We start from the raw sequence: 26,403 nt of genomic DNA on the forward strand, positions 1-26,403 counted from the left end.
TTCAAACCTGAAGCCACCATGCCGGCGCCGATTCCACGCCGTTCACGCGAATTCGTATGGTGTATCGTGCTGTCGCCAGATTCGCGGGCGGTTGAAATGTGATCGCGGTTCCTCCCGGATTGACAGTGAACTTGCCCGCCGCCGCTGGTCCCTCGGCAAGCGGGACCGGATCGAGCAGCAACTCGGTCTTGCCGGTCACGAACCCTGCCCCTTGGATCGTGAACGGGCCGGCCCCGGACAGGACCGGCGGATCGGTCGCGTCCACGCGGGCGGCAATGCTGAACGGCGTCGCGTTCGAGCGCACCGCGCCGGGGTCCGTCGCCGGCAGATTGTTGCCGACACGCAACTGGTACACGCCCGCAGGCGGCGAATTAGCGGGCAGCGCTCCCACCGCGCTCGGGAGCTTAAGCGTGAAGCGAGTTTCGCTTTGCGGCGGCGCCGGCGCCGTCAACCAAGCGGTGATGTTGGACTCCGTACCATCCGGCGCAAGCAAGTACACTCGATCCTTCAGTCCTGCGCCGTAAAGAAAGACGGTTTCTCCCGGCGCCACCGTCGCCGGAGAAAGATCGAAGGATTTGATATCCGGATTCCCCGCCGTGCTGTCGGGCGAGTGATACGCGACGGTGCGAAACGTGCCGATCACCTGCCCCGCCGCCGCGAACGGGAGTGCAGTCGCATCCACCGCGAGGCCGATTTGACGCGGCTTCGGCGCCAGCTGAAATGCGGAAGTTTCCGGCGAAAGCATCACGACGCTGACCCGGTAAATAGTGCTCAACCTCATCGCCACGGTGGTTGCCTGCCAAAGCCGGCCGAGTTCCTCAGTCGATTCAATCTCCATCGTGAGCGTCCATTCCTGCTTCACCCCCTGGCCGCCGAGCACGACGGTTGTCGTCAGGATCGGGTCCTCATGGAAGCAGCGGAGAGCAATGCTCATGGCCTGCTGCTCGTGCACGTAATCTCCCTTCGCGTAAGCCGTCACCAGGTAGTAGAGGTTCAGCGTCAGCGGCTGGAACGCGACCGGGGTATGGTTCCCCGGAGGCGGCGGAGTAAACGGCGGCATATTGCGCTGGAATTTGTCCTGGGAAACGTGGAACAGGTAGAGCGTCAATTCGCAGTCGCCGGTGGAGCGAAGTTCGTCTGGAGCGACGCCCGTGATGTTGATGGTGTACGAGGGGCCGGGATTGTGCGGCAGGTTGTTGGGATTCCAAATCGGCGATTGGTCTCGGCAGTCCTTCAGCTTCTGAACCAGCAGGTCGGTAACCACCGAGAGATCCAGCAATCCCAGCAGGGCCGGCGGCATATCGTTTCCCCCTCAACCCTGTCGCAGTCCAAAACACGATAGGAACCCTCGCGACAACAGTCCCGGCGATGTGGAGTGTTTTACGGCTCGCGGCGGCGCAGGCGCGCTTGATGGAAGCACCCGAACTTCGATCGAGCCGATGCGAACCGATGCCGCAGCGCTTGTGCCCGGCTTGGGCGGCACGCCCGGCTCAGTGCTCGGAACTGGAGCCGTGATCACACGCTGGTGTGCGTACAGCGCGGGTGAGTGGCTGTCGCTCCGCGCCGGCTCACTGCGCCATGTCGGGTGCGCGGAAACCGAACGCTGCTCCCGCAGGTACTCCGCTGGCGAGCCGCGTTCGCCCGCATCGGCACCTGGCATCGCCGTGTCCGCGTTCGAGACGGAACCCGAATTCGCGATTTCCCGCCGATCTTGATTCGCCGCGGTGCGTGACGACGGCCTCGCCAAGCGATGGTCGAGCGTCTGAATCGGAAAACTGTTGGTACGTGCGCGGCTGGTGGGCGAACCAGACTCCTTTTCCGGCTGTGCGCGGTGCATCAATGTTGTCCGGCCGGCTGGCGCGGCGGCATTCGGTGCAGCGTTCACGACGTGCTCGGCAGACCGGTGCAACCCACCAGCCGCAAGACTTGATCCAAAACTCTCCTGTGACCCCGCTGCGGTTTGTGAGGCATCGCTCTCGGAATCGCCTGGGCGGCGCGGCTCAAGCTCGCCTGCAATCGTCGAAGTTTCCAGCCGCCGTGGGCGCTCCTCCGAACGCAGCGCGAACTGCGTCATTTCCCAGCGGCGAAATAGCGGTGTGGCCGGCTTGAGCACCGGCGCCAGCGTCAGTCTCTGCCCGGAGATCCGCTGGAGATACGACGCGCGACGCATCACAATCCTCCCTGCTCCCGCACCATTTCCGCGTACTGCGTGCGGCGGCTGCGCGGCAAATCCAGGATTTTCGCCTCCGGCCAGTGATAATTCAGGGCGAGAAGGTGGACCTCTTCGTACACATATGACGCCTGGTCTTTCAGTTCCCGCAGCACAAACTGCGTCACATCGAAGAAGACGGTGAGTTTGGTCCCGCATTCCGGGCACGAGCCCTGAATCTCGTGGGACAAGCTCGGGGCCAGCGATTCCATCGAACGCTCCACCTTGCGGCGCGTCGGCGCGTCCACCTCGGCAGGCGTGACGCAGCGGCGCAGCAGTTCGCGGCCGGGATGGCGCGCGCCGTTCACCGCCATGAGGTCTTCGCCGCAGGGAACACGGAATCTCGCTCCCAAACCGCGCAAACGGAACCAGCCGGCATGTTCGTCGCGCTCCACGCCGCCGCGCATGCGCACCGGATGGTGCGCCAGATAGTCGGCGATGCGGAACGAGATATCGGCTCTTGCGCCGCAATCGGCGTTCTGGCATACCACGTCCGTCGCGATCAGCCCGCCAAACACAGCGCTGCGGATCAGCAACAGGATGACCTCGAGGTCGGTGATCGCCAGCGCGGCCGCATCGACCGGCGCCCCGTCGGCGCGCGTGGCGAGGCGCCCGATGACGGTCAATGCCAGCGCCAGGTTGAGAGAGCGCGCGTCGGCTAACGCCAGGTCGTCAGCGCCCGTGGGCTGCCGCACGGCAACGTCGAATCCGCTGACCGGGAGCTTGAACATGGCGGCTAAGTCTCCGTGGGCTCCGCCAGGCTCTTGTCATGCTCCCAGCCTTCGTTTTCCAGCTTGATGTGCTCAATCGCGTTGGCATTTCCGCCGGCATCGAGATCGGAAACCGGCTGGTACTCCGATACCCAGCACCGATGCACGAGCCAGCGATGCACCGGCTGTCCCGCCTCGTTCAGCAGCTCGACCCGCACTTCGCGTCGCAGGCTTTTGAGCGATTGTGTCGGGCTGCCCTTGTCCAGCACCTGGGCGGCGTTGGCCCAGTCTTCGAAGTCGCTGTCGTGCGTGAGGCCGCGCTCCAAAGTGATGGGATCGTATTTGGTGCGCCCCAGTCCTTTGCGGATCAGCCCGTTGCCCCCTTCCTTGTATTCGATCGCATCGGACGAGCGCTTCAAGCCCGTGACCTTGCTCACCCCGGCCACCGGCTGCGTCGATGTCCCGAAGTACACCAGGAATCGGAATGTCTTGTACGGATCGAATCGGTTGACGTTCACGCTGAACGGTTTGCCCATGGCGCTCCTCCTATGCCTGCGTCTGCCCGGCCAGTTGCGCGATTTTGATGATGACGAACTCGGCCGGCTTCAGCGGCGCGAATCCGACGACGATGTTCACGATTCCGTTGTCGATATCTTGCTGGGTCGTGGTCGAACTGTCGCATTTCACCTGGAACGCCTGGCTCGGGGTGACTCCCTGGAAAGCGCCCTGCTGGAACAGCGACAACATGAAGTTCTCAATCGTGGTGCGGATCGCCACCCACAGCGGCTCGGCATTCGGCTCGAAGACGACCCATCCCAGGTTGCGATACAGCGTCTGTTCCAAGAACAGCGCCATTCTCCGTACCGGCACGTACCGCCACTGCTGAAATGCCGGATTTTCCGTGACCAGGGTTCGCGCCCCGAACACCACCGTGCCGATGCCCGCAAAATCGCGCAGGCAGTTCACGCCTTTGGGATTCAGCGTTCCCTGACGCGGATCGGTCATCCGGCCGCGCTCGACCACGCCGCTCGTGTTCAGGAGGGTCGTCTCAAGTCCGGCCGGAGCTTTCCAGACGCCGCGGTTTACGTCCGTGCGCGCGTAGACCCCCGCGACGTAACCGCTCGGAGGCAATTCCGCTGCGCCACCGGTCACCTGATCCGTGGTGCGCAAGTAGGGAAAGTACAGCGCTCCGTTCGCGCTCTTCGGCACCAGCGCATCCATGTCGTCGTGAATCAGCGGCAAGCCGTTCATCCCATCGGCAGAGTCCTGTTTCGGCGGGTCCATGATGAGAAACGCCTGCTTGCGCTCGCAGAACGCCAGGGCCTCGCTCCACACGCTTTGATCGGCCACGCCCGGCAGCACCAGCAGATTGAAAATATCCGCCTTGTCCAACGAACTGTCCTGCTGGAATACCGGCGCAAAATCGGCGGCATTGAACGTGGCCCACGTCGCGCCGGGATACCCTGCGCTGTACCCGAAATTCGCCTGGTTGACAGCGGTAAACGTCGTCGGATAGTTCGGCGGCGTTGTCGGCGCAACTTTCACCAACTGCGAAATTCCATTGATCGCTTTGTCGATGTAATTCGGCCCCGCAGGGATCAGCGTCACCTTCCGGAAGGTCTCCGCCCGCGATCCGTACGTGATGACGATATCCGCCGTGTCGTTCGCGGCTGCGGTCTTCTGCAAATTGCTGATGGTCAGCGTCATCGGGATCAGGTCGGTCGGCTCCAATGCGGTGAACGTCATTCCAGTTCCACCGCCGAGCGGCAAGCTTGCCGCCTTGACCGCGCCCTGGTCCGTGGGCGGGGTAACCGACATGTCGTAAAAATGGGGTTGCAAGGCGATCACGTACGCATCCGATCCGCCGTTAAGAAAGAACTGGTTCACGGCATTCGCGACGTGCGACTCAAGGGCGCCGCTTGCGTACAGTCCCCCGAACTCGCGTTCGTAGTCGGTGAAGCTGAAGATGCGCACCGCCTTCAGCCAATTCGCGGGATTGGTCTTGAACGGATGGGTGTAGCCCACGAATGCGGTGACGGAAGTCGCTGCCGCGGTGATCGTATGTGCGCTGCTCGGCAGTTCCTGGATGTAGATCCCCGGATAAGTCGGAGTAATCGGCATGACGTGCCCTCCACGTTCGGACGGTGTACAAGTTCGACGCGTTACTGGTTTGCGAAGAGCGTCCCGGTTGCGGCCTTCGGTGAACTCCCATCAGCGCCGCCGCTGAGCGTTATGGTTCCATTCGTAGGCACGGAGAAAATTCCGCTGGCCGGAGGGGACACCGTGATCTCGTACCCGAGTTCGGCCATATCGTTTTGCAGCGTTCCCAGCGTCGCGCCGGCCTTCGTTTTGGTGAACACCACCTTAAGATCGAAGGTCTTATTCCCGGTATCGACATTGGAGATGCTGGCCGTCGTCCGGTCGCCATCGGCGCCGTTCTTTCTGGCCTGCAGGGTGAATACCGGCTGCGACTTGCTGTTCTTTACGTCCACGCTCGAGGCTGCTGCCGCGCCGCCGCCGGTCAGCGGGTAATTCGACACGTTGGGATCCGGCACATCATTCGCCTTAACGGTGCCATCCACGACGTGGACCGCTCCCGGTGAAGTGCCCGGAGCCTTGTCGCTTCCCAGCATTTGCTGGATGGTGGCGGCCGTCAGGCTTGTGTAGGTCTCCGTCTCGGTCACCGTAACGTCGAATTTGACCTGTGTCGGATCGAGACTCGGAGCCGAAATCTTCGTCGCCACCGTCACGTTGTTGCCCGCCGAGCCGGGGTCGGCCGCCGTGACCGTCATTGCCGGCTTCGGACTCGCTGCCGCCGCAGGGAAGATGATCTGACGCTCAGCGAGATAGGCCATCAGCGCCTTCAGCACGTTCTGGTCTGCCGGCGCATACTTCGTGAACGGAGTCCAGTTGGCGCTGACACTCGGAACCGTGCCGGAAAATTGCATTCCGCTGATCGGGATGGAGAGCTGGCTGCCCGCAGTGTTAGTAAATTCAATTGGACTGCTTCCAAATGCGGAGGTTGGCATCGAGAGCTCCTTGCGCTGTAATCTCCGGACAAGAACTATCGCGTGCCGAAACTGCGTCCACGTTAGGCGTTGAGTGAAAACCGGGAATTGCTACGTCGAGGGCCTTGAGCGCCGCGCCCGACCGCGCTGAGTCTGTTATCGATCCGAGAGTGTACGCAAACTGAAAGTCCCCACTTGGGTGTGGCATTCTGCGCCTTCTTTCGGAGGCCGGCAAATTCCTTGGTGATTGTTCTGAATTCGAAACAAGCACGTATAAACCTGCATTATGTCTAGGGCGATCTCCGGCGCCATGGAGCGGCAAACTGCAGCCTTTGTTCCAAATTCAGAACAAGAACAACTCAGTCCTTGACAGCACACGAAAAGAAACTATGCTCCGCTGCCGGTTGGAGGTGGGATCATGTTTGGATCTGCCGTTCTCGAAGTCGCCATTGGCCTCGCCCTGGTGTACCTCGTTCTCGCCTTGATCTGCAGCACGGTAACCGAGTCGGTGGCAGGCGTGTTCCAGCTGCGCAGCAAGACGTTGGGAAAAGGCATCACCAGCCTGCTGGACGAAGGCAGTCCCGCCGGCGCGAAGGTCGCGCAACAATTCCTCTCTCATCCGCTGATTAAGAAAATCAGCGACAAGGGCCGACTGCCTTCGTATATTTCCCCGCAGCTGTTCGCGCGCGTGCTGGTGGATATCATCTCGCCGGGGCAGGCGGGCCGCTCGCCAACGGAGGCCGAGATCACCGCCGCCGTTGACCAGATGCCGGACTCCGAACTACGTAGCTCGCTCAAAGCCGTCGTCAGCGGGCGCTCGCTCGCATCGGCCGAAGAACGAATCGCTGCGTGGTTCGATTCCAGCATGGAGCGCGTGTCCGGCTGGTATAAGCGAAAGGCACAAGTGGTGGCCCTTGCTGCCGCGGTCGTGATTACGATTTTCGCGAACGCCGACACCGTGCAGGTGACCAACGCCCTGTGGAGCGAGCCGGAATTGCGCGCCCAAGTTGTGCAGCAGGCACAGCAGGCATCGCAAGCCGCCTCGCCGCAAGCGGCCAACCTGCTCGTTGAATACAAGGATGGCGACAGCCCGGTGCCGTCACCGCCGATCTCGGTCAAAAGCATCCCCGAGCCCAGCGGGCCGGTTGCGCAGTTGCTCGGCTGGAAGTCTGCGCAGGATGCGAACCTGATCAGTAGTGGGCAATACACCGCCCTCGTGGAAACACACCTGGTCGGCTGGATCCTCACCGCTCTTGCGGTGTCGCTGGGTGCGCCGTTCTGGTTCGACCTCCTGAAGCGCTTCATGAACATCCGGAACGCAGGCGTGAAGCCGACCCTCGCAGAGGAGAAGTCGAAGTCTGCGCAGCCACGCGCGCGGGCAGCCGCGGCAGGAGAGCAGATATGAGATTCCATCAGCCACTGTCGGTTGCCTGCTCCCTGGCGTTGCTCGCCGCCTCAGCACAAGCGGGCACTGTCGTGCTCAAGCGCGCCTGGATCGACGCATACAAGAACCGGGCGACGATCGACGCAAAAGTCAACGTTGACGAGGTGAAGCCGCAACCGAACCCGGTCTCCAAAGGATCCGCCGATGGCGACCTCCACATGGCATCACGCTCGGACGACGTTGGATTGCCGTTCGTCTCGGAGATCGTCAACGCCGCCGAGGAAGCCGATGCGGTCAAAGTCGCGAAAAACGCCAAATCGGGCGCGCCGATTGCCATCTCCGGTGCGTGGCGGCTCTGGTTCGAACACCCCGCCAAAAATCCACAAATCCAGGGCCAGCCTGTCGCCGTCGCCGAAGACACCAACCCGCTGCATGTTTTTGAAATTCACCCCATCAGCAGCATCGGAGGTACGGACGTCAAGAACGCCTTCCATCCGATCACAGGGAAAGCGCGCGGCAATAGCCCTCCCGCTGAATATGAGGCGTACGATGCCGCCACTGCATTTGGCCATTACGAGGGCATGCAGATCACGGTTCAGCCGAGTGCGACCGCGGTGACGCTCACTGCGCCGATGGTCGGCTACAACTACGCCCAGTTTTATGTAAAGCTCGGCCAGCGTCTTGCCGTGCAGGATGGCACGCTCGTGCTGGCGCAGATCCAGGATGCGGAGGGCAACAGCGTGGCCGCGTCTCCAGTGCGCCTGGCGTTCGTCAAGGGCACGCCCGCCGAGACGCTGTTGCAGCAGGCGAAGGCCGGCGCGACCTTGCACCTGCTCGGCATTCCGCGTGTGAACCTGGAACGGATTGCCAATCTGGTCGGGAAGATGGCTGTCGGCCAGCGGGTCACGGTCAAGCTGCCCTACGAAATGATCGTCGTCGGCGTCTACGACGACTCCAAGGAGCAATGAACGAAGAGGCCCAATGTCCAACTCCGCCGATGTCATGCCGGACATTCGTTACATATGTATTTCGGACCTGCACCTGGGCGCCGACAACAGCCTGCTGACGCAACTGGGAACTGGGCCGGGCGAAGTTAATCCCGATCGGCCGAGCGAAGTCCTGGAAGCGCTGGCTCGTTGCCTTGGTGAACTGGTTGGGTACAACAAAAGTTCTGCGAAGCCCACGCTCATCCTTAACGGAGACGCCTTGGAACTGGCCCTCGCACAAGACAATGTTGCATTAATGGCCTTCGAACGCTTTCTGGAACTTATGTTCCCGTCGAACGGGGACGCGCTCATTGACTCAAAGATCATCTTCAATCCGGGGAACCACGATCACCATCTGTGGGAGACCGCGCGCGAAACCCAATATGCCGAGTTTGTGCAGGGAAAGCGCACGACGAAGCCGGGCCGGGAGCTGCCTCGGCCTTGGCATGCGACCAACATGTTCAACCCGGACTTGGTGGACTCGTCGCTGCTCAACGCCGTCATTGGCCGCCACGCCAACATGGCATCGCAGAAGGTTCATGTGGGAACGGTCTATCCAAACCTATGCGTGTTGAATGCTGACCAGAGCAGGTGTGTCATTTTCAGCCACGGCCATTATGTCGAGTCCATCTACATGTTAATGACGACGCTCGGAACTTCCGTTTTTCCGAAGCGCACGGTCCCAACCAGAATCTGGGACATTGAGACCGAAAATTTTGCCTGGATCGACTTCTTCTGGTCAGCGATGGGCCGCTCGGGAGACGTCGGCAAAGATATTGAGCAGATCTATGACATGTTGCTGGTCCCGGACGCACGAGGCCGGCTCATCCGGAAACTGGCTCGTGCTGCGGGACACCAGTGGTTTCACTCGGCGCCAAAGCTGGGTGAGTGGCTGGGTTTGCTGTCCGTTCCATTCATTTCAAAATTACTGGACCGAGTCGGAGGACTGGAAAAGAGCCAGCGTGGCGACGACCCGCTCACCCCTGATGCACGTGAAGGCCTCAGGACGTATATCGAGGGTCCACTGGCATTACAAATCATGGACGAACACAAGCAGCCGATTCAAGCGCCGGCCGCGTTCGTCTTCGGCCACACGCACAAACCGTTCTCCGAGCCGATCGACTATACGCATTTCCCGCCCGGTATGGCCGTCTACAACACCGGAGGGTGGGTGGTTGACACCGAAACAACCGAGAAGAATCACGGGGCCGCCATGGTTGTTGTTGACGAGCAGATGAACGTCGCCTCGGTGCGCATGTATAACGAAGCCGAAAATCAGAAAGACTACCGCGTCAGGGTGGAGGCTGTTCATGACAGCCTGAACCCGCTGTATGCGCAATTGGCGCGCATCATCCAGTGCGATCAGGATCCCTGGCGGTCATTTTCGCGCGCCGTTGCTGCCAACGTCGATCGATATCACGCAACTTTTCGTGCCCGGTTGAAGATGGTCAAGTGAGTCAGGCAGCGCACGTCCGGCCTGAATCCGCCTCAGCGGCCACATCGAGCGGGTTACCGATATGGGTAGAAAATGAAGAACAGCAGCGAGAGTGTGGCCCGGCTCGAACACCAGCGCGACGTCGTGCGGCGCATGCTGGACTGGTTCGCCAAGTACATGCCGGAGGAGAAGTCAGAACTAAGAATCCGGCACGAAGCCTGGGCCAGCCTTGGCACTTTGTTTTTGGGACCGAAGCAGCATGGGTGTCGAGGTTCGCTATTCCCACCTTTCGAAAACCGCGAAAGGTGGGGTGCCCACATTTTGGTAGCAGGGAAAGGGTGCGCCACCCGCCAGAGTCAGCCTGCTGGAAGTTGCGCCTTATGCGCTCGAAACATCGAACCGGCGCAGTTGGAGCCTGTTCATGAAGTGCGATAAAAGAATTGCAATGAGAACGTTCATGCAGACGAAGAACAGGAGTGTGTAGTGGAAGAAGTAAAAAGGTCGCGGGAGCAGGAACACGACTTCCACCGTATCAATAACTGCAGCTGACAATCGGAAGATAATCGCCAGTTGCAGCGCTACAACAAACTTCCGCGGGTTAAGAAATCCGAGCAATTGAATATAAGCTGCAAAAAGCCAGTAGACGCCCACCCCACGGGTGAAGAGTGGCTCCGGCTGCGGTGGAAAGCGGATAAACGCATCGAGCTGCGGAGCAAATCCGATCGCACAAACCGACAAACCTAGGTCCCAGAGAACAAGTATTACTAAGAGAATTTTCAAGTTCCGTTCTGCCTCCCTTTCCCGCATTGCCTTCCTCCTCACGTTCCTAACGTCGAATTCCCCCCGATATACCGAGCGTCCTTGCGCGTCATGCCAACAAGCTTTGACGTTTCGTTGGCTGATGATACCATTTCAACCACCCATAAATTGCATTGCGCCGCAACGCGACAATATGCGTGCCCCTGAAGGGATCCCGGTTGGTGTTCGAAATATTCGACGCCCAATCGGACTTGCGCGATCACTCTAACCAGCTCATTCTATTCGTCTTCTAGCCGGACAGTAGTGGTATAACAATGTGGTATTCAGGTATGATCGCTATTCTGTTTCATTTAAGAGAGGGGTGAAACTGATGGGGGTTCTCCGCACGTTGGCTGAGTCTAAGCGCTCCGCTGGCGCAGGGGAGATCGCGCTTGGGCGGCCTCTCAGTACCGACCTATGCCGCAACCTCCTCGTCATCGGCGTTCTAGGTGCGAGCCTCTTGTTTGCCGCGTATTACGAGAGCTATTTGGGGATGATCACCCTGCCTTTCTGGGGGATTCTGCTCGGCGGCTTCGGTTTGGCTGTGTGGCTTGCGTTTACAGAATCGACAGCAAGGATACTGTCGCTCATCGTTGCTGTTTTTGTCATTGAGTACATGAAAGAGGGGATAGGCATACGTTGCGGCCTCTGGACCTATCACGGTACGAACGGCTCGTTCATCTTTGGCGTCTGGGCATGGGTTCTGGCGGGAATCACCTGTTTTGTTGTCAGCACGAAAGTTGTGACGCCAAGCCTGAGTAGACTTCCTCCGGTGTCAAGCCGATTGAATCCGGTTATTCTGGTTATTCTGGCCGCGGTAGGCATGGTCTTCTTGCGCAACCATTTGAACGAGCTTACATGGCTGTACTGGGCCTTCTACGGTTTGCTTCTGCTCGTCGCGCTGCTGCGCTCGAAGGCTCTGGAGTACCCCCTTTTTGTCGGCCTAGTGATCGCGTCGTGGATCGTGGGCAATATCAGCGAGTATGCGGGTTCCGTCGGGAGTGGCATTTGGACGTTTAGGGGGCATCCGAGCTATCCTCCCGTATTCCTGCTCGTTGCATGCTGGCCCATTGAGATCGTTGCGCAGTATTCGCTCGCGTGTCTTATGGTCCCATGTTCAACGGAGCCGCATCAACTAGGAGAAGAAGAATGACTCACGTGCGCAGAGAGGAGAAGCAGCTCGCTCTCTTTCTAAGGATCAGCGCCTTTGTCTATCTCGCTGTGGGTTTTGCCTTCCTCATAGTGCCGGGGCGCCTCCTTTGGGCATTCAACTGGGTTTCAATGCGAATGCTTCCTGCGTTGCCGTTGACGCCGATCGGCATGGAGCGCTTCTGGACTGCCCTAGCTTTTTCCATGATGATGACCATCACAGGAATCTGTTTCGTTGCCCAGCGCAACATCAGGAAGAGGAAACATTTGGTGATCCTCCTCCTGCTCTCGAAGTGTGCGTCGTCGTTGTCGGCGGTGTTTCTCTTTCTGCTCTCGACGCGCTACTTAAGCTATCTTGGGATATTTGCGGTCGATGGAACTATCTTCTGGATGACACTTCTGTTTTATATTCGCGCTAACAAAGCGTTCTTCGAAGAGCAGACTTTCTTTCTGCACCGTGCACCGGCGGTGGTCCGTACGACCCCACCGACTACCGTCGTCGTTCGCAGCGGCGACGACAAGATGGCATTGCTGGGCCAAGTCCTAGATGAGTCCGGTTTTTTCGATGTCCTTGAACGACATTTCGTCGCGTCGGGTAAATCGAGAGACGATTTCCGGGTGGTGATCAAGCCGAATTTCATGTACATGCACTCGAAACGGGACCACTCAACATATACGGATCCTGGGTTGGTGGAGTCTCTCGTCGACCGCATTGTAGCCCGTGGATTTATAAATGTTGCCCTTGTTGAAGCTCAAAGCACGTACGGCAACTACTACAACAACCGTGAAGTCGTGAAAGTCGCAGAGTACATCGGCTACTCGACAAAGAAGAACTACCACATTGTCGATCTGACCGAGGAAATGGTGCCATTCGATTATGGAGGGCGCCTCGGGAAGCATTTCGTGGGCCCCACGTGGCGCGATGCAGATTTCCGAATCTCATTTGCCAAGAACAAAACACATGTGTTCTGTCATTACACCCTCACGCTCAAGAACATCTACGGCACACTCCCGCTACAGAACAAACTGAAGGAGTACCATACAAAGCGTGAGTATGATTGGCCGACAATCGAGACCATGAAACACTTCCCGGTGCACTTTGGGCTGATCGACGCGATATGGAGCGCGGATGGGCAGTTCGGGGTTATTGTGGACCCTCATCCCAACCATACCAAAACCATGATCGCTGGAGAAAGCCTAATTGCAGTGGACTGGGTCGGCGCCAAGAAGATGGGCCTCGATCCGGATGCGCCGGGGGTTGGACGTTTTCTCCCTCTCGCCATTGAGGCGTTTGGACGCCCAGAGAGGATCGACTGGGTAGGTGATAGGTTGCCGTACGATCCTTGGATCAATGTGAACGAAGTCTATATCAAATCTTTGGACCTGATTGAGGAAGCGGGTGCGTTCAGTGACTGGTGTTTCGCCTGCCTGACGGCCATGGATCCGTACTTCACATTCAAACTCCAAGCTCTTCCGGTGCTTGCTATGCGGAGGGTACTCGCGCCGCTCAAACGCCTGTTCTTCCGACACGACGCGCTTTAGGGGACGATCAGAACTGTGCCGCGCCAAAACTCTGATCTGTCTCGTACCCCCGGCCAATCCCCTATGGCGCCGCTAGCCTCAGCGGCCACCTCGAGCGGGTTACCGATATGGGTAGAAAATGAAGAACAGGAGCGAGAGTGTGGCCAGCACCCATAATCCGCCGCGAACTTCGCGCCCGCGCCCCGCGACTACCTTGCACAGCGGATACAGCACCAGGCCGGCGGTGATCCCGATGCCGACGTTGTAGGTGAAGCTCATCAGCGCCACCACGGCGAAGCCGGGAATCACCTCGGTGAAGTCGTCGAAGCGCATGCGCGTGATCGGGGCGAGCATCAGCAGGCCGACCACGATCAGCGACGGGCCGTAAGCCTGCGGCGGAATGGCAGCGACAAAGGGCGAGAAAAACAGAGTTAGCGCAAAACAGGCGGCTGTCACCAGGGCGGCAAAGCCGGTGCGCCCGCCGGCTTCGATTCCGGTCGCCGACTCGATGTACGCGCCGGCGGTAGTCGTCCCGACCAAGGGCGCGAACATCGTGGCCAGCGCGTCGGTCAGCATGGGGCGTTCGATCTGCGGCAATTCGCCTTTTTCGTCGAGAAAGCCGGCTCGCGCCGAAACCCCGATCAGCGTACCCATGGTGTCGACGAAGGCCATTACAAAGATGGTCAGCACCACCGGGAAAAAGCTCCAACTGAAGACGCTGGAGAAATCGAGTTTGAGGAAGACCGGCGCCAGGCTGGGCGGAGCGCTGATCCAGGCATGCGGGCGCGGCGTTACGCCCGTCGCGAACCCGAGAATGGTGGTGCCGACGATTCCGACCAGGATGGCGCCCGGGAAGCGGCGGATGAGCAACATGGCCATCAGCAGGAATCCGGCAATTGCAAGCAGCACCGGCGCCGAAATCAGGTTTCCAGGCTTGACCGGAGATCCGGGCGTGCCGAGCGTCACGATACCGCTCTCGTTGAATCCCACAAAAGCGAGAAACAGCCCGATTCCCACCGCGAAGCTGTAGCGCAGGCTCTCGGGCAAGGCACTCACCAGCCACTGCCGCAGGCGGAACAGCGTCAACAACAAGAAGAGCGCGCCGCCAACAAACACGGCCGCCAGCGCCGCCTGCCAGCGGTAGCCGAGCGCCTGCACCACGGTGTAGGCGATGAAAGCGTTTTCCCCCATGTAGGGAGCAACGGCGAAGGGCCGGTTGGCGTAGAGGGCCATGATCACGGTGCCGAAAATCGCAGTCACGATCGTCGCCACCATGGACGCTCCAGGGGGAATGCCGGCCGCGCGCAGCACGGCAGGATTGACCACGACGATGTAGGACATGGTCAGGAACGTGGTCAGGCCGGCGACCACTTCCCGCCGGAGATTGGTGCCATGCTGGGCGAAAGCGAAACGAGCGAACAGGCGCACGCTGGCGCGCCTGGCCCGGGAGTCCGCTGAAGCTGTGAAGGATCGGTTCATCCCCATAGTTGTGTGACGAGCTGTGCTTCGCACGATTCAGGCCCGGGACTTGCGAGGAATGACTGACTTGTCCTCCATTAATTTACCGCCGCTTCGAGGCGAAAGATGCAGTATCCGCTCTCAGGCGGCCGGAGCGCTATCCGTCACATCAAATGCAAGCGCTTCTTTTTCATGCTCCACGCCCGGCAGGCTCCGCAACAGCCGGACGCACCGGTTCCATCGCAGAAGGGCTTCATCATTGCCGGGCGGACGGATCTTCTCCGCCCTTTCGAAGCAGAGCATTGCATTTTCGATCAGGGGTACGAGTGTACGTAACGGCTGGCCCGCTCGCAGTTGCGCCTTCGCTCGCCGTTCGTGGAGCAACCCGGTGTAGTAAAACCGCTCGTAAGGATCCGTCAACGCCTGAAAAACGCTCTCGGCCTCTGACCAGCGATCGAAGCGTCCCCCGAAAAGCTGGTCGGAAATTGCGAGTCCAAGCATGCGCAGAGCGGCTTGGTTATCACCTTCGACTGCGAGGATATCGCGGCAGATCGACTCCGTTTCCTCCGGCTCAGCCAGGTAGCGGTACAATTCGCCCTTCGCGATTGCCTGGGCGATACCATTCTTGGAGATCATCTTCAGTTTTGGTTCGGGCATAATCCCCTCCTAGCGATCCCAATTAATTCTAGTCACGAAATTGCCCACCGGACGGTCGAGTCGGGCAGTTGACAGGCGAGGTTCCCACAATAGGAAGACGCGCCCCGGCCAAGCGGCGGCCTGTTCGTATGAAATGAGCGCGCTTCCCTGCAAATGCATATGATCGTTCGTCGGAATTCGTATGCACCTTCAGGCGAGCCAACCAGGAATGCCGGCCGCAGCCCTTTCCAGCGCAGGCGTCGCGGCTGAGATAAGGGCTGCACCGATCTGCATTGGCTTCACTGCCGTGATCGCGCAGATCGTGCTCATGCGCGAACTGCTTGTGGTTTTCGGCGGGAACGAAATCTCCTTTGGCCTGATGCTCGCGACCTGGCTTCTGTGGACCGCGTTTGGCGGTGGCATTCTCGGTCAGTTGCGATTCCCACTTTCCCCCCGGACGGTGGTGGGAATGCTGCAGCTCGCAGTCGGATTATCCGTTCCGGCCACCATCGTACTCGTGCGTTCGGCCAGGATTCCCTACCACGTCACTCCCGGAGAACTGCTTGGTCCCGGAGCCATGCTGCTCACTTCGGTTGTTGCGCTGGCAGCGTTTTGCGCGATGTCAGGGTGGCTGTTCGCAGCGGCCAGTCGTCTTTACTCATACGAATGCGGTGCATCGTCGGCGGCCGCGAGTGGAACTGTGTACCTGCTGGAAGCAATCGGATCCTGCGTTGGTGGGTTGCTTGCCAGCATTGTGTTGCTGCGGTACTGCAGCGCTTTGCAGATCGCACAGCTGGTCTTGGTGGTGAATTTTGTTTGCGCTGCTTGCATCGTAGTCCAGCGCAGCCGGCCGCGGCTCATGATGATCGCCGGTGTGGCAGCCATGTCCCTGGCGTCGGTCGTATGGATCGTCCCGCGGGTGGGAAACGCATCTCAGGCGCTGCTGTGGCGCGGTTTCCGCCTGGTGTCGTCAGCCAACTCGGTCTATGGCCGCCTGGACATCGTGGACACGGAGGCGACCCGCAGCATTTATGAAAATGGACTGGTCGCCTTCCACGCTGAAGACCCGGCCAGCGCGGAAGAAGGTGTCCACTTCGCACTCTTGCAGCATCCTCAGCCCAAGAGCCTGCTGCTGATCGGAGGCGGACTGAATGGCAGCCTTGGCCAGGCACTGCAACACCCGTCCTTGACCCGCATTGACTATGTCGAACTCGACCCCAAGATTATTTCCCTGGCCGAGCGTTATTTTCCTGACCAATCAGTGTCGCTGCACTCGGCTCGGGTTCACCTCCACAATCTCGATGGACGTCTCTTCGTGAAGACGACCACCTCACGTTTCGACGTGATCATCGTGAACTTGCCGGAGCCGCAAACGGCGCAGCTCAATCGTTTCTACACCCGTGAGTTCTTTGCCGAGGCAGCCGGCAAGCTGAATCCCGGAGGACTTCTCTCCTTCCGGCTGCGTGGCGCGGAGGACTACATCAGTCCCGACCTGGGCGAGTTCCTGCGTTGCATCAATAACACGCTGCGAAGCGTGTTCACCGACATCGTGGTGATTCCAGGCGAGACGGTCCATTTTTCGGCCGCAACCCGGCCGGGGATGTTGACCGTGGACTCCGCAACGTTGCTGGGACGGTTGCGTGAACGGCACATCAAGGCGAACTACGTGCGCGAGTACTACCTGCCGTTTCGGCTGATGCCGGATCGCGTGCGCGAACTTGAGCGCGAACTCCAGTCGCAGAGCGCTACGCCCATCAATAGCGACTTGTCGCCGACTGCTTACTATTTCGCGGTGACTCTGTGGAGCACGAACTTCGGCGCCGCATACCGGCAACTGTTTTCCTGGTTCGCGGGCGTCAAGTTCGCCAACCTGCCGCTGGTCACGGTGGTTCCGGTTGTGATTATCGCGGCCGGCGTGCGCTGGTTTGTGCGTGGCCGTCGCAGGCAGAAAGCAATCGCGGGCCTCTGTGCAGGAACGACGGGAATGGTTCTGATGGCGTTGGAGGTCCTGCTCTTACTTGGGTTTCAGGCAATTTACGGCTATGTCTACTACCAACTTGCCATCGTGATTGCCGCGTTCATGGCAGGAATGGCGGCAGGAAGCTGGCTGATACTGCGAACGTCGGCCCATCACCAGCAAGTGCGGGTGCACGGTTACACTCTCGCCTATTTGCAGGCGGCAGCGGCAATTTCACCATTGCTTCTGTATGCCGTGCTCCGAACGCTGACAACTATGACCAACACCGGCGGCTTATTGCTGGCCAGTCAAGTCTTGTTCCCGGCGATGGCGATTACCTTCGGTGCGTTGGGCGGATGCCAGTTCCAGGTCGCAAGCCGCGTTTACTTTCCTGAGCTGGATGGCGAGCCTGCCAGCCTGGCCGCCCTGTACGCGATTGACCTGATGGGAGCATTTCTCGGTGCGATCCTGGTGAGCGCTTACCTGGTTCCGGTCTTCGGGATGCTCAAGTCGGCATACCTCATCTCCGCGGTGGCCCTAGGCCCGATCCTGGCGGCGCTGCCTGCTTCTCCAGCAGCGACTCGCCCGAGTCGCTAGCATTTTTGCGTTCTCCGAAAACCAGTGCCGTAAACATGAACAGATCGGTGTCTTCATCCTTCCAGGCGTTGGGCGGGAGGCCGGCCTTCAAGCAAACCTGCTCAAGAAAAGTCTGGCGATTCCAACCCTGCTCTACCGGCACCTGAGGAAGCAACACTCCTTCGCGATTGCCTTTCTTGATGAGGAGACCGTGGCGCCCGATCTGAATCTGCTTTGAATCCGTAACCCGGCGGAGCGGAGACAGCACTGAAATCTCGTATTCCAGGGCGCTGAGCTCGGCCGGTGCCACCGGCGGAAAACGGGGATCGCGCATGGCGGCGAACGTCGCCACGTCACGGACCGTCATGTAGAGCGGTTTAAGCGCGCTGACGTAACCGATGCAGCCGCGCACCGCGCCACGCTTGGTGAGGGTGACAAAGGCCCCTCGCTCGTCGAGCAGAAAATCGGATTTGGACGGCGCAACCGGCTCCAGCAGCGTGTGCTGCCGTACGGCCGTTTCGACGGACTGGCGGACGATCTTCAGCAGCTCAGCCTGATCGCGCTTGCTGAGCGAGTAATCCGCGATTTTCGCCGAACCATGTGCGGCCGGCTGAATCAGAGCCGCGGCGGCATAGCCCACAACTCGACTGTGGTCGCCGGTCACGTCGCCGGTGTTCGCGTATTTGAGCAGAGCCGCCTCGGTCGCGCCCAGGCGCTCAGCGGCAATCATGGCTGCCACAATCGGACCGCCTCCGCACGCCTCCCAAACGCCGGCCGCGAGGTTGCGTGAAAGGCTGAAGTAGTCCCAGGCTTGCACCGCCCGCAGTGGCTTGCGATCGAGGGCGGTGGCCTCCTCATAGTTGTGGAAGTGGGACAAGTCGGAACTGGCAACGATCAGCGTGTCCGGCCCACTGATGAATTTGGCGAGCGCAACCCCGAGCGCTCGGCTCACTTCATAGCTCTGCTCGCCCATCACAATCGGCACCAACTGAAAATCACCGAGGGCGCGTTGCAGAAATGGCAGTTGCACTTCCAGCGCGTGTTCGCGCCGATCGCCAGAAGGCGTATGGCCGCGGCTGGAGAGTTTTAGCAGTGGACTTGCCCCGGCCAGTTTGGCCGCGAAGCTCTTGTCCACCGCAACCTTCCCCAGTGGAGTAGCGTACGCATCACCGTCATAAATGGAAGCGAAGTCAAAACTCTCGTAGTGCGACGGTGAGATCACGACAACACGCCGAAACTTCTGCCCCTTCACCAGCGCATACGCGTGCGCGGCAACGGCCCCGGAATAAGGATATCCGGCGTGGGGAGAGATGATTGCCCAGAGCTGGCCTTGCACCGGCGCTACCTGCGCGCCAGCGAGCAGGCCGTCGACGGTTTTTTCCAGCTCACTTCGATCGGCGGGATAAAAAGTACCGGCGACCGCCGCGGGCCTGACTTGGCCCACATCGTTCGCCGACACCACTAGCATCGTTAGCAGCATCACGCCCGATATGATCGGCGAAAGCGCAGACACCGACATAAGCACTTTCCTCTCGACTCAACGTCACTTCGTCACAACCACACTCCCGGTATCGGCTGCTGGCAAAACTCGCACTTGCCGTCTTTCAACTGCAGCCTGCGCACGGTGAAGCCCGTGCGCTCCACCACCATGTGGTGGCACTGCGGACAATACGTATGCTCGCCAGGATTGCCCGGCACATTGCCCACGTACACAAAATGGAGCCCTTCCCTGTCGGCAATTGCTTTCGCTCGCTCCAGCGTTTCGACGGGTGTCGGCGGAAGATTCTTCAGACGATACAGGGGATAAAAACGCGTGAAATGAACCGGAACGTCTGGCCCCAGTTCAGTCTTGACCCACTTCGCCATAGCTTTTAACTCACTCTCGCTGTCGTTCAACGTCGGCACCACCAGGTAGACGATTTCCAGCCACACACCTCGCTTGCGGATGGTCAAAAGCGTGTCCAACACCGGCCTGAGCTCTGCATTCACAACTTCCCTGTAATACGTCTCGGAAAACGCCTTCAGGTCGATCTTGATCGCGTCCATACGATCGCAGAGCTTGTTCAACGGCTCGCCGCAAATGAACCCATTGCTTACGAACACGCTCTTGATCCGCACCGCGTGGCCGGCCTCGGCGCATTCCAGGTAATAGTCGGACGCGATGATGGGTTCGCTGTAGGTATAGGCGAGCGTGGGGCATGCGTTCTGTTTGGCCGCAGCGGCCAAATCCGAGGGCGGAACGTACTGCCGTCGGAGTTGCTCCACCGCGACCTGCGCGATCTCCCAGTTCTGGCAAAACTTGCAATTCACATTGCAGCCGCCCGTGGCCACTGAAAAGGCGAGCGTACCGGGACGGAAATGGAAGAATGGTTTCTTCTCTATGGGGTCAATGTGCGCCGTGCACAACCGCGAGTGGACCAGGCTGTAGTACGTTCCTCCGCGGTTTTCGCGGACATTGCAGTAGCCGCGTTGTCCGTTGGCGACGACACATTGCCGTGGACACAACCTGCACTGGACATTTTTCGATGCGAGCTTGTCATAGAACCGGGCCTCCATGGCATTGTCGCTCTGCGGAAGCAGCGAAGCATGCAGCGACACGGAGGAAACCGGCGGCAAACAAGCCGCTACCGCACACGCGGCGCAGGGGATGGCAGCTAATTCGAGGAAGCGCCGCCGGTTGAGGCTTGCGGCGGCAGTTGCGATCGGCCAATCGCTGGCATCGCCGGGTAACGCGTCGATACGATCAGTCCGGGGAGGTTCATGAGCATGCGGCTCCCCGGTTGTGCCACTCGGCTTGTTCGCACACTCCCGGACATCCGCGAACAGTTGACCTCGGTTCATGCGGGTTGGGTGGCTGCCTGCATAAACTTGCGCTGGCCAATCGGCAGCCCTGCCACACACTACGATATTCCGCATTGTGGTTGTCGGCAGAAGAATCGTCGCCCGACCGGGTCTGTCGCACCCCGCTCGTTCCACATTGGGAAGAGATGCGATCCAAGAGTCCTCTCCCCCGAGGATCAGGCCTATTACTCCTACGTGCTCGCCAAGATGTACGCCAAGCGCGGTGATGTTGAGCGGTGCCTGGAATGCCTCCGCAAGGCCAAGGATGAGGGCTCCAGCTATATCAAGGATGTAAACAAGGACCCTGAGTTTGCGATCGTGCTTACCGATCCCCGGTTCGTCGAACTGATGAGCAAACCAGCGCCCGAGAAATAGCCGGGGGGCAGGCGCCACGCTCCCAATGTCGGGTCGCCCCTGTGTTCCGGCAGCCGTGGCTCGCAACTCTGCTGTGATTCAGATCCACGGCAACAATTGGCCACACTTCATTTTGGCGAATCAAACGTAGGTCTGCCGGGCATAACAGCAGGAGAATCGTCACCGGACATCGACATCGCTGTCCGCTTTGGGTGGCTCACGGCGTACAGCACCAGTTCCACGCGGTTGGAGATGCCCAGTTTGTCGAAGATGTGAAAGAGGTGGTTCTTCACCGTGTGATCACTCAGATGAAGCTGCTGGGCGATGTCGTGGTTGCTCAAGCCTTCGGCGACCCGCTGCACCACCTCCTCCTCTCGTTTGCTCAAAAGGTTGGAGCCTTGGGCATCGGCGAGCCGGACGGTATGCGCCTGAGCCAGCGCATCGACCAGACAGTTCAACTGCTGCGCATTGGCCCAAATTTGGCCGCCGTGCACGCAGGAAATACATTTGCAGAGGGCATCGAACTGCGACTCGTAGCAGGTGAAAACGCCCCTGGCGCCTCCCCGGAATGCCTCCAGCACCAGCTCCGGTTCCGGGTGGTCGATCATCAGGACCCGACGAACGTCAGGGTACTTATCTCGGAGCAGCGGGAAGATCGCCAAGCCGCTCAGCCGACCGTCCTGGAGGTTAGTGCTAATTAAAGCTACTTTCGCTTTGCGGCGTTCGAACAGCTCGAGCAGTCCGCCAACGGTGGCGGCGCAGCCGACCAAATCAAACTGCGAGTGTTTCTTGAGTTGCGCGCAAACGAAACGGGAAGCCATCACGTTGCCGTCGGCGACGATAACAGGGATCGGCTTTTTCCCAGGCTGGCGGGAAAATTGCACCTTTGGTCTCCAGGGTCTATTTGGGCCGATTGAGGACGATCAGCCGGTTGAGGGGCCGGTTAGCCCGTTACCGGTTGGCAATGGTTGAAGTGGTTTGCATTGTAACCGCGGACCCTGCGCTGTCAAGGGCGGAGCAAAAGTAATTCCCCTACGTTTCTGCTCGCGGACAATCCTGCATTGGATGAGCATCTCAAGCGACAGCACCCAACGTCGTTCGCAGACCTGCCCGCAAGCATCATGGCCGCCGTCCGATTGGGCCTTCACGTCGTCGCTCACGCTGAGTCCTTGATTTCTCTCCTGGGAGCATCGGGCCTTTCTTGGTATGCGCCGCGCCGGTGAGAAGTTCTTCTCACCGGCTGAGCCAATGTCCTCATGGGCCTGACGCACTCACATACCGGGACGAAAGGTTGAGAGACGCTGTGTCCATTGTGCAAACGGTATCAACTGCGTAGGGTTTCGGCCGTGCCAGCGGAGGCGATGTCCTTGCCGACTACGGTCACGACACTGCAGCGGATGGGGCACAGATGGAGCTTCGAAAAGCCGCACGCTACCGTGTAAGCGCGCCTGCCCTTTTTTGGTGGCAGGGTGCCGATGGGAAATTGCAGGAAGCGCAGGGGATCTCCCGGGACATCAGCGATCGAGGTGTATTCGTCCTTGCGACGGACTTGCCGCCACCCGGCGTGCATGTGGAGTTGGAGGTGCACCTGCCCGCGGTCACTGGGACGTCCAGATCAGCGCAGTTGTACGGGGAAGGCACGGTAGTTCGGACGAGCGAACGAGGCGCCGGGGAATCAGGCTTCGCTGCCGCCGCGGTGTTCCACACCGGAAGTTCCGATGACGCCCCTGTTTTCGGCCCGGAAAGAATTCAATGATGACCACAACCAGGGTTTGCGGATGACTCCTGTGCCTCATCAGAGTTGCGCGAGCGCGGCTGCGGTAAACGGCTCCGCCGACTACGGTCACGACATTCATGCGCGCATTGCCTTTTTTGGAACGCGCGCCAAAACGGCGCACCACCGAATCTCCCTGCCTCTTTACTCCGCTCCCTCTCGCTCGGTGCGTGCTATCTCTCCTATGCGGTACAGCACTCGTCCACCGCCGGCTCCACGCCGCCGAAGTTCGCACCAGCGGACGAGGTACGAGGGAATCAGGCTTCGCTGCCGCCGCGGTGTTCCACACCGGAAATTCCGATGCTCAGGCCGGTCATCAGGAGAAACAGCATGAAGAGCGTATTGCAGACGACCGGAGCGGGATTTTTCATGGTGCTCCTGGCTGCCCTCTGCGCCGCAGCCCAGCAGCCAGTGGAGACCGCTAACCAGGATTCCTCGTTCACTTCCCCGCAGCACAAGACCAAAGCTCCCGTAGTCATGCCATCGAAACCACATGATCGTACCGGGGAAACGATTCGACAGGAGCGCAGCAAGTTGTCTGTATCCCAATCGCTTGCCCTTGCCACCCCTGCCACCGCGAGCACTGACACCACCCCTCCCCTAGCCCCGGCGCAGGTCACAGCCAGCGCCCAGGGAATACTGACGCTTAACGCTCAGTGGGATAGCGGCTCAGATCCGGAGTCCGGCATCAGCTACTACATCTTCGGCATCGGCACCAACAGCTCGGGTAGCTATAGCACCCTGGCCAACGTGCAGTGGTGGCAGGTTGTGTACACCAATAGCGTATCCGTCCACATCGTCCTTAATCCCAGCCTCATCTACTATGTTTCGGTGTACGCCGTGAACGGAGCGGGTTTGTGGAGTCCGGTCGTCATTAGCAATCCGGTACAACCGATATGGCAAAACCTCGGCCGGCCGGGAAATGTCATACAGCTTCAGTTCGGTACTGTGGGATATGACAAGAACGGCAACCCGACCTCGACCTTCACCGCCGACGAGGAAGCGGTGATGACGTCGTTCTTCAACAAGATGTACCCGATCCTTGTTCAGTTGTACGGCCCCCCGGCTGTGAGTTACACCCTGACTGTTGTGAGAGACCTGCGTTACTCCAACACCAACGAGTTCGTCCCCTCTCTTAATCAGATGCTCAAAGACGACAGTTTCTATCCGCAACTGTTCACCCATGAATTGGTGCATGCCTTCCGGGATACCTACATCTTGGCCATGGACCACAACTGGAACTTCGATCCGACTTTGGACGGATTTGAGGAAGGATTCGCCCAAGGCGTGAGCTACGAGGCGATGAATCAGTACGTGGCGACTTACCCCAACGACCCCATCGTGCCGGGGAACAGCCTGTGGGGATCGAGCAACGATTGGGACTACGATTTTCAGAACATGCTCGTATTGCGGGGAACGGATTTCTGGAGCGACGGCGGGGGAACGGGGATTTTCTGGCTGAAATACGAAATGGGCGCGGCCGCGATCAGAAAGATCAACCTCGAATCGCCGGGCTTCTACAAGGCGTTTAACCAGCAGTATTACAGCCTCATCAACGCCAACCCGATGACAGTGCGGCCCACGAGGGCACTGATTCTTGGCATCGTGAAGACCCTGGTGCCACAGATCGAAGGCGTGCCGGCCGACCAATGGATCAACCAGCAATACATCTTCTACTGCCAAAAGGTGTACGGGGAGAAGATCTACCCCAGGGTTCAGGATTATCAATGGACGCAATTCTTCGCGTTTCAGAATTTGTTTTTCCTGAATACGATGTTCTGCGGCAGCGAATGGGCATGCTGGGACGGCTCAGAATGGGTGTACTACGATCTGAACGGCTCGCAGGGCAACGGCGACTTGGTGGATTACAACGGCAACACCGTTTGGACCGGCAGCCTCTCGATTCAACCCAGCCAGAACCCATCCGCCGGATACTACGCCTTTGGGTCTGCGCCCATGGGGCTCACGACTGCATCGTCGTTGCAGCCATGGCCGGGCGGCGACCCCAGCACCTACATCATGAACCTGGATACTCTTGGGCTGTATCGGTTCGACATCAGCTTTACCGATTCTACGACCGGTGCGACGACCACGGACAATATCTATCGTGTCATGGGTTCGCAGATCGCGAATAACTTCTCGGGAGTGTGGGGCGGTGTCCTGGGCCACCAGAACGGCACCATCTATCTCGACCATGAAGGCCTCGCGGCAGAACCGGGAATTCCGCTGGTCAACGGCGCATTTGTGGGCACAAGAAAGTGGACGGGCATCCCCGATGCCCGCACCGGCGGCGCCGATTCCCTGCCCGGCAAAGTCTTCATCACGTTCACCGACGCAGGCACGACGTGGAAGACCCAACGCAATGTTGACTACGGAAGCTCATCCGGCAGCCAGATGTTTCTGTTCGATTTCAGTGCCCCGCCGCCGGATACCATCCCTCCGACGGTATCCGTCACGAGCCCCTCGGCGGGTGCCACCATCTTCGGAACGGTGACGCTGGTCGCGAGCGCATCCGATAACGGGGGCGCAGTCGGAGTGCAGTTTGCGCTGGACGGCCAAAATATAGGCGGCCAAATACCATCCGCACCGTACACAATGGCTTGGGACAGCACCACCGTCGCGGATGGGAACCGCAGTGTAACGGCGGCCGCATCGGATTTGGCCGGCAATAAGGCAACCTCAAGCCCCATAACGGTTGCGGTGGACAACAGTGCCCCAACAGTGTCGCTCACATCTCCCGGCAACGGGGCGGTGGTGACTGGAGTCGTCCCGGTCGCCGCCAGCGCTTCGGCGCTGGTTTCTCGCGTAGGATTCTACCTTGATGGCGCGACCCTCATAGGAACGGCCACTGCGATTCCATACAGTGTGAACTGGAATACAAGCGGGTTAATCCAGGGCAGCAGCCACACTGTCTCCGCCGTGGCGTACGGCATCAACGGAAAAACGGCCCCCTCTTCGGCCGTCACCGTAGCCATCAAAGACACGACAGCGCCCACCGTGGCGATCACCAGCCCAGCCAACAAAGCTTCCGTTTCGGGCGCCGCAACCATCTCCGCTAGCGCTTCGGATAACGTCGGCGTGGTCAAGGTTGAGTTTTACGCGGACGGCGCGCTGCTCACGACCGATGTTTCGTCGCCTTATTCGGCGGCATGGGACACGAACACGGCTGCGCTGGGAAGTCATAAGCTCACGGCGAGGGCGTACGATCAGTCCGGTAACAGCACTACGTCCGCTGCGGTATCGGTAAGCGTGGTTGACAAAACACCGCCTACGGTGGCGATCACGAGCCCGGCAAACGGGAGTTACGTGAGTAAAAGCACGGTCGTTACAATTTCCGCGGCCGCTTCGGACAACCGGAGCGTTCAGAAGGTTGCGTTCTATGTCAACAACGTCCTGAAGTGTACTAGCACGATCAGCCCCTATGCCTGCAACTGGTCCGTGCCGTCCCAAAAGGGCGTGCAGTACACTTTGAAGGCAACCGCCTACGATGGCGCAAACAACACGGCAAACGCGAAGTCAGTCGTCACTTCCAAATAAAGGAATTGGTCGGGGAGAGAGGATTTGAACCTCCGACCCCCTGGTCCCGAACCAGATTCCATCGTCTATT

At 59.5% G+C, this 26,403-nt stretch carries 19 protein-coding genes; 7 read left to right on the forward strand and 12 right to left on the reverse strand.

All coding sequences use genetic code 11. The features are described from left to right. Position 1: 1 nt before the first annotated feature. The 5 genes from LAN70_07420 to LAN70_07440 form a co-directional block, all read right to left on the reverse strand. Positions 2 to 1,300 (reverse strand): DUF4255 domain-containing protein, encoded by a 1,299-nt coding sequence (locus tag LAN70_07420; GenBank protein ID MBZ5510986.1) that lies wholly within the window; start codon positions 1,298 to 1,300, stop codon positions 2 to 4. 869 nt (positions 1,301 to 2,169) lie between these two features. Then, positions 2,170 to 2,940 (reverse strand): hypothetical protein, encoded by a 771-nt coding sequence (locus LAN70_07425; protein MBZ5510987.1) that lies wholly within the window; start codon positions 2,938 to 2,940, stop codon positions 2,170 to 2,172. A gap of 5 nt (positions 2,941 to 2,945) precedes the next feature. Then, on the reverse strand, positions 2,946 to 3,455 hold the full coding sequence (locus tag LAN70_07430; GenBank protein MBZ5510988.1) for a phage tail protein: 510 nt from the start codon (positions 3,453 to 3,455) through the stop codon (positions 2,946 to 2,948). A 10-nt stretch (positions 3,456 to 3,465) separates the two neighbouring features. Continuing rightward, complete coding sequence (locus LAN70_07435) at positions 3,466 to 5,040, reverse strand: phage tail sheath subtilisin-like domain-containing protein (GenBank protein MBZ5510989.1); 1,575 nt, start codon at positions 5,038 to 5,040, stop codon at positions 3,466 to 3,468. Positions 5,041 to 5,081: 41 nt separating this feature from the next. After that, a complete protein-coding gene (locus LAN70_07440) occupies positions 5,082 to 5,948 on the reverse strand; it encodes a hypothetical protein (protein ID MBZ5510990.1) in 867 nt (288 codons plus the stop codon). 397 nt (positions 5,949 to 6,345) lie between these two features. On the opposite strand from LAN70_07440, the gene LAN70_07445 reads away from it, so the two are divergent. The 3 genes from LAN70_07445 to LAN70_07455 all read left to right on the forward strand — a co-directional run bounded on the left by LAN70_07445 (position 6,346) and on the right by LAN70_07455 (position 9,753). Then, the gene (locus tag LAN70_07445; GenBank protein ID MBZ5510991.1) at positions 6,346 to 7,332 is read left to right on the forward strand and encodes a hypothetical protein; all 987 of its coding nucleotides are present in this window, start codon (positions 6,346 to 6,348) and stop codon (positions 7,330 to 7,332) included. Positions 7,333 to 7,403: 71 nt separating this feature from the next. After that, on the forward strand, positions 7,404 to 8,279 hold the full coding sequence (locus tag LAN70_07450) for a hypothetical protein (protein ID MBZ5510992.1): 876 nt from the start codon (positions 7,404 to 7,406) through the stop codon (positions 8,277 to 8,279). Between the two features lie 13 nt (positions 8,280 to 8,292). After that, complete coding sequence (locus tag LAN70_07455) at positions 8,293 to 9,753, forward strand: hypothetical protein (GenBank protein ID MBZ5510993.1); 1,461 nt, start codon at positions 8,293 to 8,295, stop codon at positions 9,751 to 9,753. 357 nt (positions 9,754 to 10,110) lie between these two features. Here LAN70_07455 and LAN70_07460 read toward each other — a convergent pair whose 3' ends face one another. Further along, the gene (locus LAN70_07460; GenBank protein ID MBZ5510994.1) at positions 10,111 to 10,512 is read right to left on the reverse strand and encodes a hypothetical protein; all 402 of its coding nucleotides are present in this window, start codon (positions 10,510 to 10,512) and stop codon (positions 10,111 to 10,113) included. A gap of 349 nt (positions 10,513 to 10,861) precedes the next feature. On the opposite strand from LAN70_07460, the gene LAN70_07465 reads away from it, so the two are divergent. Both LAN70_07465 and LAN70_07470 read left to right on the forward strand, forming a co-directional pair. Then, positions 10,862 to 11,683, forward strand: coding sequence for a hypothetical protein (locus LAN70_07465; GenBank protein ID MBZ5510995.1), 822 nt, complete (start codon positions 10,862 to 10,864; stop codon positions 11,681 to 11,683). Further along, positions 11,680 to 13,221 carry a DUF362 domain-containing protein gene (locus LAN70_07470; GenBank protein MBZ5510996.1) on the forward strand — a complete coding sequence of 514 codons (1,542 nt, stop codon included), beginning with the start codon at positions 11,680 to 11,682 and terminating at the stop codon, positions 13,219 to 13,221. The genes LAN70_07465 and LAN70_07470 overlap by 4 nt, the downstream gene beginning before the upstream one ends. 99 nt (positions 13,222 to 13,320) lie before the next feature. Here LAN70_07470 and LAN70_07475 read toward each other — a convergent pair whose 3' ends face one another. Both LAN70_07475 and LAN70_07480 read right to left on the reverse strand, forming a co-directional pair. Next, complete coding sequence (locus LAN70_07475) at positions 13,321 to 14,679, reverse strand: NCS2 family permease (GenBank protein ID MBZ5510997.1); 1,359 nt, start codon at positions 14,677 to 14,679, stop codon at positions 13,321 to 13,323. 120 nt (positions 14,680 to 14,799) lie between these two features. Then, positions 14,800 to 15,315, reverse strand: coding sequence for a hypothetical protein (locus LAN70_07480; protein MBZ5510998.1), 516 nt, complete (start codon positions 15,313 to 15,315; stop codon positions 14,800 to 14,802). A 208-nt stretch (positions 15,316 to 15,523) separates the two neighbouring features. On the opposite strand from LAN70_07480, the gene LAN70_07485 reads away from it, so the two are divergent. Next, a complete protein-coding gene (locus tag LAN70_07485; GenBank protein ID MBZ5510999.1) occupies positions 15,524 to 17,848 on the forward strand; it encodes a fused MFS/spermidine synthase in 2,325 nt (774 codons plus the stop codon). On the opposite strand, the gene amrB is transcribed toward LAN70_07485, so the two are convergent. The 4 genes from amrB to LAN70_07505 all read right to left on the reverse strand — a co-directional run bounded on the left by amrB (position 17,772) and on the right by LAN70_07505 (position 22,610). Further along, the gene (amrB, locus tag LAN70_07490; protein MBZ5511000.1) at positions 17,772 to 19,346 is read right to left on the reverse strand and encodes an AmmeMemoRadiSam system protein B; all 1,575 of its coding nucleotides are present in this window, start codon (positions 19,344 to 19,346) and stop codon (positions 17,772 to 17,774) included. The genes LAN70_07485 and amrB overlap by 77 nt on opposite strands. 32 nt (positions 19,347 to 19,378) lie before the next feature. Continuing rightward, positions 19,379 to 21,061: an AmmeMemoRadiSam system radical SAM enzyme gene (gene amrS, locus LAN70_07495; protein ID MBZ5511001.1), complete on the reverse strand. Its 1,683-nt coding sequence runs from the start codon at positions 21,059 to 21,061 to the stop codon at positions 19,379 to 19,381. Between the two features lie 89 nt (positions 21,062 to 21,150). After that, positions 21,151 to 21,906, reverse strand: coding sequence for a response regulator transcription factor (locus LAN70_07500; GenBank protein ID MBZ5511002.1), 756 nt, complete (start codon positions 21,904 to 21,906; stop codon positions 21,151 to 21,153). Between the two features lie 440 nt (positions 21,907 to 22,346). Beyond that, positions 22,347 to 22,610 carry a hypothetical protein gene (locus LAN70_07505; protein MBZ5511003.1) on the reverse strand — a complete coding sequence of 88 codons (264 nt, stop codon included), beginning with the start codon at positions 22,608 to 22,610 and terminating at the stop codon, positions 22,347 to 22,349. Between the two features lie 516 nt (positions 22,611 to 23,126). On the opposite strand from LAN70_07505, the gene LAN70_07510 reads away from it, so the two are divergent. Next, a complete protein-coding gene (locus LAN70_07510) occupies positions 23,127 to 26,333 on the forward strand; it encodes a hypothetical protein (protein ID MBZ5511004.1) in 3,207 nt (1,068 codons plus the stop codon). Positions 26,334 to 26,403 lie beyond the last annotated feature (70 nt).

This window comes from Terriglobia bacterium (genome assembly GCA_020072845.1).
In the GTDB taxonomy this organism is placed as follows: domain Bacteria; phylum Acidobacteriota; class Terriglobia; order Terriglobales; family Acidobacteriaceae; genus JAIQGF01.